Raw genomic sequence first — 12,670 nt, 5'->3', positions numbered from 1 at the left:
ACAATTCTACAAATTTTGAGTGTGTCGCTGTTCGAAAAAACCCCAATATTACAAGCGCTTTCTTCGATTGATTACGAAGATGAAACCATTGATGACGATAACCAATTGAATTTATTTGTATAACGTTGGGACAGTAGTGATGCTAACCAAAAAATCAATGATTGGTAATGGTGTAACGAATTGTGCATTTTGTTGTTTTGAAAACTCTGCTGCAAAACGGTGAAACACCATTTGATAAAGGTCTGTTTTATGAGACAGCACAAATGAGAAATCCTGAAACTGATTTACTACTTGCACTAAAACTTTAGCGTGGTTTTCGTTTTTTTCATTAAGCGGGTCGTCTTGTAAAATGCGGTAATAATCACCTTCGGCATTTTCGCGAAGTTTATTTATTCTGTTAAGGAATGTTTGTATTGCTGTGTCATTAAGATTTTTATATGCCTTTTCTCCGTTGGTTATGAAAAAGTCAAGATACTTTTTAGGATTGGCTTCATTCCTTTTTTCATCGAAAATTTTAAGAGCTAAAATTTGTATTAATATTTCATAGCCCTTTTGATTAAGCATTCCTTTTTCTTCCATTGTCCGTAGAATTGCGGACATTGCATCATTGATTTGCTTTGAGTGAATACCTGAAATTACATCTAAATTTTTAATAGTTCTTTTTGAACGGTCAATTTCTTTAGGGCTCACCCAGTCAATAATTTCATCATAAGTAGGAATGTTACGGTATGGGTCGGGCAAATGTAATGAAAGGTCTTTAGTTCCGCTATCTTCACCCTTTTGGTTGTATTCATCATTTAAGCGTAAAAACTTGAATTTGTGTTTGCGAAATAAATAAAGACGCTCTGTGTCATAAAGGATGCCGAGACAAAATTCTCTTTCGCTTTCTTTTAAGGCAGGTTTTAATTGTTGGTTGTAAACTGTTTCAATGTCTTTGCTATCTTCTTTTTTAAATTCAATTACACCAATTAAATGAATACGAAGCCAGTCAAGTTCTTTTTGGTTATTGTTTGTCCGCCAATTCTTATAATGGTCAAACCAATTTTTATCGTCAAATAGCGCACCATCAAATTTTATGGGTGCTGATGATTTATTCCCCTTTGGAAAATATATCTCTGCTCCAATAAAATCTTTTGCATACATACCAGAGTTTACGATGGCTGAAAGAAATTGCCATTTGTAATATTCTTCGTTAGGTTTGCCTGAAGTTCCTTTTATTTTGGTAGTTTTGCTTAATGTTGTGTCAACAGGTAGGAAACATTCAAATTCTGATTTGCTACCATATTTTCTGTCGTATTCGTCTTTGTATTTCAGAAATCGGTAACTCATTTATAAATCCTTTATTAATTATTTGTGGCTAACCATTGATTAACTTGCCATTTTGCCCTGATAATGCGATATTGGTGGGGTTTTCAGGCGGTTTTGCCCAATACCCGTTATCAGCGATCTCAGGGTGCCATCACACAGACTTATATGCCCGACGCGACGAGAAGTCAACAACCAAAACTCCTCGATGAAGTCCGAAAGGTGCTCCGTCTACACCACTACTCCATTCACACCGAGCGATCCTATGTGGATTGGATCGTACGGTTCGTCCGTTTCCACTGCATGCGGTCGCGCGAGGACCAGGGAGCAAAAATTCCGCCGCCGCGGCGGATCTCAGCGCCGAGACTGGAATAACTCCACTGGGTTGCCCGACGGGTCCTCGAGAATGACCTGTGCACCGCCTGGCCCCGTCACAATTTCATTCGTGCGGAAGGAAACCCCCGCTGCACGCAGCCGCGCAACTTCCGCAGCGAGATCGGTCACCTCTAGGTGCACTCGATTCCAACCGCCCGGTTCCTGGCGGCGACCGTCTGGCAGCGGGCGCTTCCCTGAGCTACCTTCGCCACTCAGCAAGAGCCGCACGCCGTTACGTGAAACCGCGGCAAAGGCGGGTGAGGCATCATGCTCAAGAGTGAAACCAAGGAGCGTTGTGTAGAACTCAATAGCCGCGGGCACATCATCAATCATGTAGCGTACGCTGACTTCAGACATCGCTCTAAGTCTCCTTTCTCGTTTCCAGTCTCTGTTCACAGAACCGACAGAGCAGGGGAACGGCTTCTATCACCCGCAAATGAGCATCTTTTGGTGCTGTCTAACTATGATTATGCCGCCATGCCTTCAACAATCAGATTTCTTACGTCAGTGCGTTGGCTTGCATGCTCGAATGTAATTGCACAGACGTTACCTTCTGCATCAACATCAAGAATAGTGTTCTCATCCAGATCTTTGGATTCCGCAATGTCGCTGTCAAGTAACTCAATGTACAGAGTATCCGTGTCTTCGAAGTAGCTGACTTTCATGGTTTGTACCCCCTATCAAAAAATGCGTTATGCACGGTTTCTCCATCTGGCAACAGGATAACCCGCAGATATCGGTTCCCCATTTCTGCAATTCTAGCCCAACGCCTTATTCGACCGTCTGTCTGTATGTGCTCTTTTTCAGAAAATCGGACAACGTGCTGAATCCAATCGTCCTTGATTATCTTTCGATCCGGTCTGACCCGGATTGCCCTGAAGTATTTCGTTGTCTTCATTGCCATTTTTTACTTTTGGCATAACGAATAAGCTAACCGGCGCGCCGCTTTTGGCGTGTCCGGTTGAGCGCCTTGTTGGGCGTTTTGGACCCCTTGGCTCTGAGTGCAACTCCCAAAGCCTTTTGCACCCTACTGCGCATGGCCTCCGGTTCTTCGAACACTTCTGGTGGAGCTTCGAAATATTGCATGGTCACGGACTTGCCGCGTGCGACATAAGTAAATGGGTTCAAGCCTTTTGCTTCAAATTCACTACGAGTAGTGGGGTCTCCTTTGAAGTACAGTCTGTCCTCAATTATGATTGCAAAGATACAATTGTCCTGATAAACACCGTGGCCGCCGAACATGGCGCGGACCCGCGGCCTTCCAAGAAACGACATTTGCTCGACGACAAACTCCAAAAATTCGCTGTACCGAGACATGGCTACGCTACGATATTCGTGCCCCAAGGGTTATCCAATGCGATCAACCAGTTTCTATCAGGTTGGCGCCGTAGGATGTCGGACGAGCGACCGCTCATTTGCACCGGGTTTCCTATGGGATCGGTTCCACGCAAACTCCACTGCGCACAGTAAAGCGCGACATCGCCGGCTTCCACAACCTGTTGTGCCTCGCTCGTCAGAATCGGCTTTAACGCCACGAACCCCGCGAGTGCCTCGCGTAGCGCCAAGGTTCCGGTTGCCACAACGCCGGGCTTTACAACGAGAGATGCTCCCGGTTCGTACATACTCAGCGCCGTTTCAAGATCGCCCTGGTTCATTGCATTGACGAATTGAGTTACTGCATCAAGCGGAGTAAGGGTTTTCATGTTCGTTCCTTTTTTGTTAGTTGCCAAGAGCGTTCATGATATATGCAGCCTCTTGACAGCGTGGTGTCAGGATCTTGTGACGCCCAACTATCAAGTAAGCTGCGACAGGCTCGCTAATCTCGGCGGCCTATCTCAGACAACTCTCTCATCGTTTTAAACTAGGATTATGTGTAATATCTCATGCTTGCGAGAATCCTGTCAATCGCCTATCACCATAAAACACCGTTGGCTGGGCGGCCTATTCCACTATCGGCCCGCTGCCTATTTCCGATGAGCCGGCTGAATTTTTCTATAACCCTAGCAGAATGTTGAAAAAGGAATTATTTGTGTGTTAGGTCGCCTGCCTGTGCGTGGGACTTGCACGCAGACAGGTCATTCCCGAGAAACCTGTCCTCGAATATCTTTATCGGGGAGCCCGAATCCGATATGGTTGATTTTAAATAGCCTGGATTCCTGCCTGCCGCCCGCCTGCCGGACGGGCAGGGACAGGCGGGCCCGATAAAACCATTCGGGAATGACGGATTCGGGTTTTTCAACAGTCTGCTAAATTAAAAAATCCTGGAATTTTAACAAAATGCAATCGTCAAAAATTTCACCTGGTTTCAACTTTATCCAATTTCTTTCGGTAATGCTCCGGAAAATTAAATTCTTTTCCAGCTTTCTTAATGATATCAAGATACTCCTTTGTGGGAGCCACGAAGCCTCTTTTTTGGACCACCTCATACACCCAAACATTTTCTATCATTCCCGAAGAGGTTTGAATTGAGGTGGTAAAGCGTGTGTAGGCCATGGGATATCCCTCATATTCATCGAGTTTTTCCAAATTCCGTTCTGAGATTTCGTACAGCAACCCCCATACTTCCTCATGAGGATTTTCCATAATATCCGCAACCCCTCCAACCCATCCCGCTGAGTCGTAGGTGAAGCCTAAAGAATATCCCTTGAGAACTCCCGGTTGAAGAGGTGTGGAATCGGGGCACCTTTTTTTCATTGCCTTTTGATCCAGGTTTGAACCGTATGCGAAGTATTTAAGCTTCATTGAAATTCGTTAACCACCTTTTGAATTTGACCTACCTCTTTTTGAATATTTACAGGAATGGAAATGTTATTCAGGTTTTTTTGGATTTCTTGGAAATTAAATTCATCGCGAACGGGTGCCGTATAGACTCTTTTCATCAAATCATCCCTTAAGTTTTTAGGGACTTCAGATAAAATATCTATTGAAAGCTGTGTTTGAGCTTCCAGGTTTTCCCATAACATTTCATTGATCCATTCTTCTCCTTCCGCGGAACGGCCATAAGGGCCTTGGCTGGCTTCCATTAAGGCCCTAAGAAATTCTTTGTTCCCCAGAAGGGCATAAGCGTTTGTAATTCGATAGGTATCTGAATAAACAAAATGGGTTTGGGGTTTTTCGCCGGCGTCTTGTGTGGAGTAAACTCCCCTAAATAAATCCAGGAATTTATTTTTAATTTTTGGGTTATCCTGATTTTCCTCCAAATCTCCTATAATTTCCCTCACCTCATAAGCCAGATCAGTTAATTGTTCTTCAGGGTATTCTGCCTGGGTAACAACAATTTCGGCTAATAAATTTGTCAGGGATTCGGCTTGGAGGTTTTGGGGGGGTAAAAGAGAGCAAATTATGATTGGGATAAACCAAACTCTTTTCATCATGGAATTACCTTTTGGTGTTCTGTTCTAAGAGTACTCTCAATAAATTTGGGCCGTCATTCCCGCGAAGGCGGGAATCCAGAAGCCCCTGATTCTAAAACCACTGGATTCCCGATAAAACCATTCGGGAATGACGACATGGGGTTTTTAACATTTTATTAGAAACCAATGTGTTCTTCATTTTAAAAAGCACAAGAGAAAATGGAAAAATACAAATCTTGCCTACCTTTTCTGAGGTTTTCCATATCCACCACCTCCGGGTGTGTGGATGGAAAGAACGTCTCCTGGATTAACTTTAAAGGAGCATTTCCCTGGAAGGTTCATTTTTCTTCCTTTTTGAAAAAGGAGGTTTTTCCCTGTTTTTCCTTTCCCCCCACCCGCAAGACCATAAGGACTAAGTTTTCGTCGCTCTGAAAGAACGGTGACCTGTGCATCCGAAAGAAATTCTATTTCCCGGATCAATCCTTCACCCCCTTGATAGCGGCCTTTCCCTCCCGATCCGCGCCGAATTCTATATTTTTTTACCCTGAAGGGAAAGGTGTGTTCAATGGCTTCTATGGGTGTGTTTAAGGTGTTGGTCATATGGGTGTGTACCGCATCCAATCCATCGCAGGTTGGAGGAGCTCCCATTCCTCCGGCCAGTGTTTCATAATAAGTGAACTGTTTTTGGTGAAAAGGGTCGAAACCCCCTATGGTGAGATTGTTCATGGTTCCTTGACTGGCTGCCGGAATCGAGCGGGGTAGCGCTTTGGCAAAGGCCCCGAAGAGAACATCGACAATACGTTGAGAGAGTTCGACATTTCCTCCCACCACCGCTGCAGGGGGCCGGGCATTGACGATGGTTCCCTCTGGGGCGAACACTTTAATGGGACGCATGATTCCCGCGTTAATTGGGATTTCAAAACCCGCCAAACAACAAAATACATAGAATACGGAGGAAAGGGTCACCGCATATGGGCCATTTACACATCCTTTGACCTGCAAGTCCGTTCCACTGAAGTCGATCACGGCATTGGATTTGCGAATCCGGATGGTGGCTTTAATTTTGATCGGTTGGGTGGTAATCCCATCATCCTCAAGGAAATCAAAAAAGTGGTATTGACCATCTGGAATTTTATGGATGACGGATCTCATCATTTGTTCGGAATAATCCAATAAAACCAGAGCTTGCTCTTGGGTTTCCCTGGTTCCAAAATTTTGGATGATTTCAGTTAACCTTTGTATTCCCAACCGGTTTGCAGCCAGTTGGGCTTGTAGATCTCCCGTCCTTTCTTCCGGGGTTCTCACATTGGAAAGGATCAGGTTGAGCAGATCGTCCTGGAAAACACCTTTTTTTACAATTTTAACCGGAGGAATGCGAAGCCCTTCCTGAAAGATTTCTTCAGAAGCAGGCATGGATCCGGGTTGAATCCCCCCTACATCGGAATGATGGGCCCGGTTGGCAACATAAAATGAGGGTCGGTTTTTTTTTCGGGCAAAGACAGGGGAGATGACGGTAATGTCCGGGAGGTGGGTCCCGCCCCGGTAAGGATCATTTAATAAAACCGTGTCTTCTTCTTCAAATCTCTGCTCCTCTATTGCAGAGAGCACCGATAACGGCATGGATCCCAGATGGACAGGGATGTGGGCGGCTTGTGCAATCATCTCCCCCCTTGCATTAAAAATGGCGCATGAGGCATCCTTTCGTTCCTTAATGTTGGCCGAATAAGCGGAACGGCACAATACCGCACCCATCTCCTCTGAAATAGAAGTGAGGCGGTTTTTAAAGATTTCCAATTGAATGGGATCTTTCCTCATAATTTTTGCTCCAGAATAAGGTTTTCAAAGCGATCCACATGGCAATAAAAACCCGGCGGAACCGTTGTGGTCGCGGTAAATTCGATAATGATGGCTGGTCCGGGAAATTTAGTTCCGGGAGTAAGATGATTCCGATCAATGAAAGGGGTTTTCCATGGTTTTCCTGAAAAGATGGCTTTATTTTCTTTGAGTTTGGCCTTTTCAAGAGACCGCAATGGTTTTTCGGGTAATGATTTAAAAATTGGTTTTTTGAATTTTCCGATGAGGCGAATTCGGATATTAACGATTTCTACCGCCCGATTCTTTTCCATATGTCCGTAGCGTTTACGGTGTGATTCATGAAATGAATTGTAATAGTGACGGGAGTAGGGGATGGTTAATTCGTGGGATTGGCCTTTGTAACGCATGTCTAAAAACCGGAAAACATGGATTTGACGGGTAGAGATACCCTCCCGATTCATTTCCTGTGTTCCCTTATGAATGAGGCGGTTCATACCCGCTTCGAGGGTCGATGGGGAAAATTGTTTTTCTTTTCCCAAAATTGCTTGGGCGTATTCTTTGATACTATCGGACAGGAGTAAGCCCAAAGCTGAAAACAGTCCAGGGTTTTTAGGAATGAAAACCATGGGAATCTTTAGCGTTTTTGCGAGATCCGCTCCGTGGAGTCCTCCTGCTCCTCCAAATACACAAAGAGCAAAATCTTTGGGGTCCTGCCCTTGCTCGACGGAGACCACCCGAATGGCTTTTTCCATGTTTGCATTTGCTACCTGGATGATCCCTTCGGCGAGTTTTTGTGGGGAAATCTTCAGTTTTCGGGACATTTGGTTAAAAGGTTTTTGAATTTCATCCCTATTTAGTTCCATATTTCCGCCTAAAAAATGGACCGGGTCCAACCTCCCAAGGAATAGATGGGCGTCGGTCACCGTGATTTTTTTCCCTCCGCGGTTGTAACAAATCGGTCCGGGATCTGCCCCGGCACTTTCAGGGCCAACTCGAAGAAGGCCTCCCTGATCCACCCAGGCAACGGACCCTCCTCCTGCTCCAATGGTATGAATACGGATAAAGGGTGTTTTTACGGAGCACCCTGCAATTTCCCCTTCAGCGGTAAAAGGGAGTTCCCCTGGACAAAGCGAGACATCTGTAGAAGTTCCCCCCATATCGAAAGTAATCAGGTTGGGGAAACCCATTTTTTTTCCAAGGGTGTGAGCAGCGACGACTCCAGCGGCAGGGCCCGAAAGCAGTGTTCGAACAGCCTCACTTGAGGCGGTTTTTGCATTGGTAAAACCGCCGTTGGACTGCATAATGCGAAGGACGTATTCCCTTTGAAGTCCCTTTGACAAATCATCCAAGTATCGGTTCATGATGGGTGACACATAGGCATTCACCACGGTTGTACTGAAGCGCTCCACCTCACGGTATTCCGGAAGAATATGGGATGAAATAGAAATGGGTATGGATAATTTTCGGGCTTCTTTCTCAACTTTTTTTTCATGGATCCTGTTGGCATAGGAGTGAAGAAAGCAGATGGCAAGAGATTGAGGTTTTAATTTCTTAATTTGGGTCAATGCTCTTTGGATAGATAACCGGGTCAGAGGTTCAATTACTTTGCCGTTATAAGCGATTCGTTCTCTTACGCCAACCCGGAGGCCTGATTTTACCAAGGGAACAGAACGTTGCACCCATAAATTGTACAGGTCAGGCCGGTTTTGACGGCCGATTTCAAGGATATCCTCGAAATTTATGGTTGTTAACAGGACTACCCGGGCCCCTTTGCGTTCCAATAGGGCATTTGTGGCAACCGTTGTCCCATGAAAAACAATTGCTTGTTTGGAATTTTTAGGTATTTCTTTTATTCCTTTTAAAATGGCCTGTGAGGGGTTTTCGGGTGTAGAAGGAATTTTGTGAACGGTTAATTTATTACCTTTTAAAACAATAATATCTGTGAATGTTCCTCCCGTGTCAATTCCGATTCTGATCATTTTTAAATACCTTGGACCATGGCCAATTCCAATCCTTAATTTAATGGATGGCATTATAATCAGTTCGGTTTCAAAAAAGAAGTTGTTTTAAAATTTTGCTTGGGGAGAGGGTAAACTTTTAGGCATCCTTTTTATTTTAAAAGCGTGACATTTTTTAAAGATGGTAGTAGATTTTGTGTTTTTGGGAAGGAAGGAAAAGGGGTTACACCGATTTTAATGGGGGAAAAAGTGAGAAGGTTTTTGGGAATAAAAAATTTTATTTTTTTCCTTTTTCTCATTTTTCTTTTTTCCTGCTCCCCAAGAATAAAATATGAACAGATCCCGGTTCCAGACCGGAGAATGAACCTCTCGGGTCTGGTTAGGATTTCCACCGAATTTTTAAACCATCATCCTAAAGATTTCTATAAATTTAACAGGATTTTGACGCAAGCCGATGAAGCCTTGGGTAACCGCACCTTCCTGACCAAGGGAGGGGTAATGAAATGGATTCGCACCACGGCTATCCGGGAAGGATATGATGTGAATATGCCTGTTTATCTTTTCCTGCAAACGGTTTATTTAAAAGGTTGGGAAAATTCCTATTTAAGCCGTGTTGACCTTTCGGAGAGAGAGTACCTTTATGATCTCATCAGTGCGGTAATGGGAGGGATGCACCATTGCTCTACCTGTTCCACCAGCACCGGGCACTAATGGGCCCTAATATTTGAGAGATGAAATGTTTATTGTGGCAGATGAAAATATTCCCTTGGTGAAGGAATTCTTCTCTGATCTGGGAGACGTAACTTTGTTGCCCGGTCGGGAAATTTCCTCTGGTGGTGTGAAGAGGTGTGATGTTTTGTTGGTCAGGTCTATTACCCCTGTGAATCAAGAGCTTTTGGAGAGTTCAGCGGTTCAATTTGTTGGAACAGCGACCACCGGTGTGGACCATGTTGATCGAGATTATTTGGAGGCAAAAGGGATTGGTTTCGCCGATTCTGCGGGGTGTAACACCCAGTCTGTGGTTGAATATGTTCTATCCGTTTTATTTCTCTTGAGTGAAAAATTTGAATTTGCCTTTCAAGATCAAACCGTTGGTATAATCGGATCGGGCCGAATTGGTGGAAAGCTTCGTTCCTGTTTAGAAGAAATCGGGGTTCAATGCGGGGCCTATGATCCCTGGTTGGAAGACCGAGGCGTTGAAGGTCTTTGTTCATTGGAGGAAGCGCTTTCGGCCGATGTGATTAGTTTACACCCTTCCCTCACCCAGCTAAAACCTCATCCTAGTTTTCATTTAATTAATCAAGCCCGTCTAAAACAAATGAAGACTGGGGCCATCCTAATTAATACCTCGCGCGGTCCTGTTGTGGATAACACCGCATTGATAAACCGCCTTCAGGAGACTTCTCTGGTTACGGTTTTGGATGTTTGGGAAAATGAACCTTTAATCACCCCTGAATTATTGGATCAAGTGGAAATCGCCACACCTCACATTGCGGGTTATAGTTTGGATGGAAAATTAAAAGGCACGGAAATGATTTATCAATCCGTTTGTAAATTTTTTAAATTAGAGCCAAAACATAGTTTGGGGGATTGGGTCCCGGCCGCGCCATTAAGAAAACTTGAATTTAACCCAACCACATCGGTTCAGGAAATCATTCAAACGGCCATTCGAAGTTGCTATAATATTTACCGTGATGATTGGGCATTGCGAAGAACAAAGAGGCTAGACGATTCCCCCCGAATAAAAGCCTTTGATAACTTAAGAAAGAATTATCCTGTTCGAAGGGAGTTTCATCACACCCAAATCGATTTAGGGGTTGCTGATCATCCAGCAAAGAAAGTTTTAAAGGTTTTGGGGTTTCAGTTATAAATTCCAGTTTTTAGGGATCAGGAAAAACCCCCTCCCTTTCGGTGGGGATTGACTCGGAATATTAAAAAGACTATTTTGGGTTTAAATTTTTTATTTTTATGCTTAGGAGAAATAAGGGAAAATATCTAACCAGAGGAATGGACAGACATGCAATTGGCTAAAATGGTAACCTTCCCCAACGGGGTAAAACTTATGAAATGGGGCCGAAAAGAGGAACCCACTGCTGAATCTGTGGCTGAGGAAATGAAACGGTTTGGATATACGGTATACGATCTTCAAACCGTTGATCCGTGGTTTGAGCGGAGCCGGCATGCCCATGATGAACCGGAAATCCGGGCTGCGGTTTCGGGGGCAATAACCTTTCATTTTGATGAATTCCCCATAACCATTGAAGGTGGAGATATCCTTCTTATTCCGGGGGGGCTTGCCCATGAAGTGATCGGTCACAATTCCAACCCTTTTTCCGCCTTTAAGGGATCGTTAAGCGGGGAGAGAAAGGTGACTGAACAGGGTGACGCAAAAGGGAGTGTGGAGGATTTGGCCAGAAAGGCACCGGCATCCGGAAAACAGTGAAAATGATTTGTATTGATTTGGATGGTACGCTGGAGGATAGCCGGTCCGATATGGTGGCCGCGGTCCAAAGGGTTCGAGAGAACTTAAGGCTTTCTTTCCGGTCCGATGGCGATATTCGTCCTTTTGTGAATAAGGGGATGGATCAGCTTTACCATTCCTGTTTTGACGATTATATTCAGGATAATCATTCCCGGTTTGCTGAGGTTCGTGGGCGGTATGAATCGGATTATATTGCACACGTGGCCGTGGAGACACAGCTTTATCCCGGAATTAAATCTGCGCTACGAGATTTAAAAGATTTGGGGTCAATCACTGTGGTCACCAACAAACCGGAAAAAATTTCCCGTCAATTACTCGAAGCGTTAGGGATAGATTTGTATATATCCGATGTAATCGGTGGTGATACACTTCCCAAAACCAAACCTGACCCTCTTGTTCTAGAAACGGCAGCCCATCGATGTGATTTTCAAAAATCAATTGACGGTTGTTTTATGATTGGGGATACGGATGCTGATATAAAAATGGGGAAGGCCTTTGGTTGTAAAACCATCTGGTGCCAATGGGGGTATCTGGATCGTCCCAAGGAAAAACCCGATTTTATTGCGGAGAAACCGGCGCAACTACCCCATATTGTTCGTTCTACTTTGAAAAATGAATTACCCCATCATTAAGGATTTTATTAATGAGTTCTGAAAAAATATCAACCGACCGAGAGTTAGCAACCCTGGGAGGAGGATGCTTCTGGTGCTTGGAGCCTATTTTTCAAGATCTGAAGGGTGTGTATTCTGTTGAATCGGGTTATTCAGGAGGAAAAACGGAAGATCCTACCTATGAGCAGGTTTGCTCCGAGAATACCGGCCATGCAGAGGTCATTCAGGTGTCCTTTAACCCCCAAATGATTTCCTATAAGGACATTTTAGAAGTTTTTTTTGTGATTCATGATCCGACCACCTTAAACCGCCAAGGGGCAGATGCGGGAACACAATACCGTTCGGTCATTTTCTATCACCACTCCGAACAAAAGGAAGTTGCGGAACAGGTTATTCAAGAAATGGAGTCAGCTCAGATTTGGGATGGGAAGATTGTAACGGAGCTAACACCGTTTTCCATTTTCTATCGGGGAGAGGATTATCATCAGAACTATTTTAAAACAAATCCGCACCAGCCCTACTGCATGGCGGTCATTGTCCCCAAGGTTTCTAAATTCCGCAAACATCACCTTTCCAGATTGTTGAAATCATAATTTTTTAAAAAACCGAGTATTCTTTAAGGTTTACTTTTTAGGGTCTTCGTGAAATCGAGTGGGTAAAAATTGTTAAAAAGTGTTTAAGGTCCATACAGGGCAAGGGTCAAGTCAAAGTCATTCTGTGGTTGAAGCCTTTGAAGTATTAGAGGTTCCTGCAAAATCCAGTTCGTCATTC

Annotated in this window: 16 protein-coding genes; 6 read left to right on the top strand and 10 right to left on the bottom strand. The window is 44.3% G+C overall.

Going from position 1 to position 12,670, the window contains the following annotated elements:
• Positions 1–111: 111 nt before the first annotated feature.
• Positions 112–1,329: a hypothetical protein gene (locus VGB26_06095; GenBank protein HEX9757355.1), complete on the bottom strand. Its 1,218-nt coding sequence runs from the start codon at positions 1,327–1,329 to the stop codon at positions 112–114.
• A gap of 63 nt (positions 1,330–1,392) precedes the next feature.
• Here VGB26_06095 and VGB26_06090 point away from each other — a divergent pair, with 63 nt between their 5' ends.
• Positions 1,393–1,680: a phage integrase N-terminal SAM-like domain-containing protein gene (locus VGB26_06090; GenBank protein ID HEX9757354.1), complete on the top strand. Its 288-nt coding sequence runs from the start codon at positions 1,393–1,395 to the stop codon at positions 1,678–1,680.
• Here VGB26_06090 and VGB26_06085 read toward each other — a convergent pair.
• The 9 genes from VGB26_06085 to VGB26_06045 form a co-directional block, all read right to left on the bottom strand.
• Positions 1,660–2,037, bottom strand: coding sequence for a VOC family protein (locus VGB26_06085; GenBank protein HEX9757353.1), 378 nt, complete (start codon positions 2,035–2,037; stop codon positions 1,660–1,662). The two genes, VGB26_06090 and VGB26_06085, sit on opposite strands and share 21 nt — an antisense overlap.
• 110 nt (positions 2,038–2,147) lie before the next feature.
• On the bottom strand, positions 2,148–2,345 hold the full coding sequence (locus tag VGB26_06080) for a DUF2283 domain-containing protein (GenBank protein ID HEX9757352.1): 198 nt from the start codon (positions 2,343–2,345) through the stop codon (positions 2,148–2,150).
• The gene (locus tag VGB26_06075; GenBank protein HEX9757351.1) at positions 2,342–2,578 is read right to left on the bottom strand and encodes a hypothetical protein; all 237 of its coding nucleotides are present in this window, start codon (positions 2,576–2,578) and stop codon (positions 2,342–2,344) included. Before VGB26_06075 ends, VGB26_06080 begins: the two co-directional genes overlap by 4 nt.
• 32 nt (positions 2,579–2,610) lie before the next feature.
• Positions 2,611–2,997 carry a TfoX/Sxy family protein gene (locus VGB26_06070; protein HEX9757350.1) on the bottom strand — a complete coding sequence of 129 codons (387 nt, stop codon included), beginning with the start codon at positions 2,995–2,997 and terminating at the stop codon, positions 2,611–2,613.
• A gap of 2 nt (positions 2,998–2,999) precedes the next feature.
• A complete protein-coding gene (locus tag VGB26_06065; GenBank protein ID HEX9757349.1) occupies positions 3,000–3,383 on the bottom strand; it encodes a DUF4440 domain-containing protein in 384 nt (127 codons plus the stop codon).
• Between the two features lie 592 nt (positions 3,384–3,975).
• On the bottom strand, positions 3,976–4,422 hold the full coding sequence (locus tag VGB26_06060) for a gamma-glutamylcyclotransferase family protein (GenBank protein HEX9757348.1): 447 nt from the start codon (positions 4,420–4,422) through the stop codon (positions 3,976–3,978).
• Entirely contained in the window at positions 4,419–5,054 is a 636-nt protein-coding gene (locus VGB26_06055; protein HEX9757347.1) for a hypothetical protein, read from the bottom strand. The genes VGB26_06060 and VGB26_06055 overlap by 4 nt, the downstream gene beginning before the upstream one ends.
• A gap of 219 nt (positions 5,055–5,273) precedes the next feature.
• The gene (locus tag VGB26_06050; protein HEX9757346.1) at positions 5,274–6,848 is read right to left on the bottom strand and encodes a hydantoinase B/oxoprolinase family protein; all 1,575 of its coding nucleotides are present in this window, start codon (positions 6,846–6,848) and stop codon (positions 5,274–5,276) included.
• Positions 6,845–8,827 carry a hydantoinase/oxoprolinase family protein gene (locus VGB26_06045; protein ID HEX9757345.1) on the bottom strand — a complete coding sequence of 661 codons (1,983 nt, stop codon included), beginning with the start codon at positions 8,825–8,827 and terminating at the stop codon, positions 6,845–6,847. The genes VGB26_06050 and VGB26_06045 overlap by 4 nt, the downstream gene beginning before the upstream one ends.
• A 228-nt stretch (positions 8,828–9,055) precedes the next feature.
• Between VGB26_06045 and VGB26_06040 the strand changes: the two genes are divergently transcribed.
• From VGB26_06040 to msrA, 5 genes are all read left to right on the top strand, one after another.
• Complete coding sequence (locus VGB26_06040; GenBank protein HEX9757344.1) at positions 9,056–9,517, top strand: hypothetical protein; 462 nt, start codon at positions 9,056–9,058, stop codon at positions 9,515–9,517.
• A gap of 25 nt (positions 9,518–9,542) precedes the next feature.
• Entirely contained in the window at positions 9,543–10,676 is a 1,134-nt protein-coding gene (locus VGB26_06035) for a 4-phosphoerythronate dehydrogenase (protein HEX9757343.1), read from the top strand.
• 147 nt (positions 10,677–10,823) lie between these two features.
• A complete protein-coding gene (locus VGB26_06030) occupies positions 10,824–11,249 on the top strand; it encodes an AraC family ligand binding domain-containing protein (GenBank protein HEX9757342.1) in 426 nt (141 codons plus the stop codon).
• Between the two features lie 2 nt (positions 11,250–11,251).
• Positions 11,252–11,920: an HAD-IA family hydrolase gene (locus VGB26_06025; protein HEX9757341.1), complete on the top strand. Its 669-nt coding sequence runs from the start codon at positions 11,252–11,254 to the stop codon at positions 11,918–11,920.
• Between the two features lie 11 nt (positions 11,921–11,931).
• Entirely contained in the window at positions 11,932–12,492 is a 561-nt protein-coding gene (gene msrA / locus VGB26_06020) for a peptide-methionine (S)-S-oxide reductase MsrA (GenBank protein HEX9757340.1), read from the top strand.
• Positions 12,493–12,670: the final 178 nt, after the last annotated feature.

The organism is Nitrospiria bacterium (assembly GCA_036397255.1).
Lineage (GTDB): Bacteria > Nitrospirota > Nitrospiria > DASWJH01 > DASWJH01 > DASWJH01.
The sequence above is the reverse complement of the archived record's forward strand: the minus strand, read 5'-3'. Positions and strand labels throughout refer to the sequence as shown.

Coding starts and splice junctions, on each gene's coding strand:
- VGB26_06045 (HEX9757345.1), bottom strand. CDS start 8,827: ATGATCAGAATCGGAATTGACACGGGAGGAACATTCACAGATATTATT.
- VGB26_06035 (HEX9757343.1), top strand. CDS start 9,543: ATGTTTATTGTGGCAGATGAAAATATTCCCTTGGTGAAGGAATTCTTC.
- VGB26_06085 (HEX9757353.1), bottom strand. CDS start 2,037: ATGTCTGAAGTCAGCGTACGCTACATGATTGATGATGTGCCCGCGGCT.
- VGB26_06080 (HEX9757352.1), bottom strand. CDS start 2,345: ATGAAAGTCAGCTACTTCGAAGACACGGATACTCTGTACATTGAGTTA.
- VGB26_06030 (HEX9757342.1), top strand. CDS start 10,824: ATGCAATTGGCTAAAATGGTAACCTTCCCCAACGGGGTAAAACTTATG.
- VGB26_06095 (HEX9757355.1), bottom strand. CDS start 1,329: ATGAGTTACCGATTTCTGAAATACAAAGACGAATACGACAGAAAATAT.
- VGB26_06060 (HEX9757348.1), bottom strand. CDS start 4,422: ATGAAGCTTAAATACTTCGCATACGGTTCAAACCTGGATCAAAAGGCA.
- VGB26_06025 (HEX9757341.1), top strand. CDS start 11,252: ATGATTTGTATTGATTTGGATGGTACGCTGGAGGATAGCCGGTCCGAT.
- VGB26_06090 (HEX9757354.1), top strand. CDS start 1,393: ATGCGATATTGGTGGGGTTTTCAGGCGGTTTTGCCCAATACCCGTTAT.
- VGB26_06075 (HEX9757351.1), bottom strand. CDS start 2,578: ATGAAGACAACGAAATACTTCAGGGCAATCCGGGTCAGACCGGATCGA.
- VGB26_06050 (HEX9757346.1), bottom strand. CDS start 6,848: ATGAGGAAAGATCCCATTCAATTGGAAATCTTTAAAAACCGCCTCACT.
- VGB26_06065 (HEX9757349.1), bottom strand. CDS start 3,383: ATGAAAACCCTTACTCCGCTTGATGCAGTAACTCAATTCGTCAATGCA.
- msrA (HEX9757340.1), top strand. CDS start 11,932: ATGAGTTCTGAAAAAATATCAACCGACCGAGAGTTAGCAACCCTGGGA.
- VGB26_06070 (HEX9757350.1), bottom strand. CDS start 2,997: ATGTCTCGGTACAGCGAATTTTTGGAGTTTGTCGTCGAGCAAATGTCG.
- VGB26_06055 (HEX9757347.1), bottom strand. CDS start 5,054: ATGATGAAAAGAGTTTGGTTTATCCCAATCATAATTTGCTCTCTTTTA.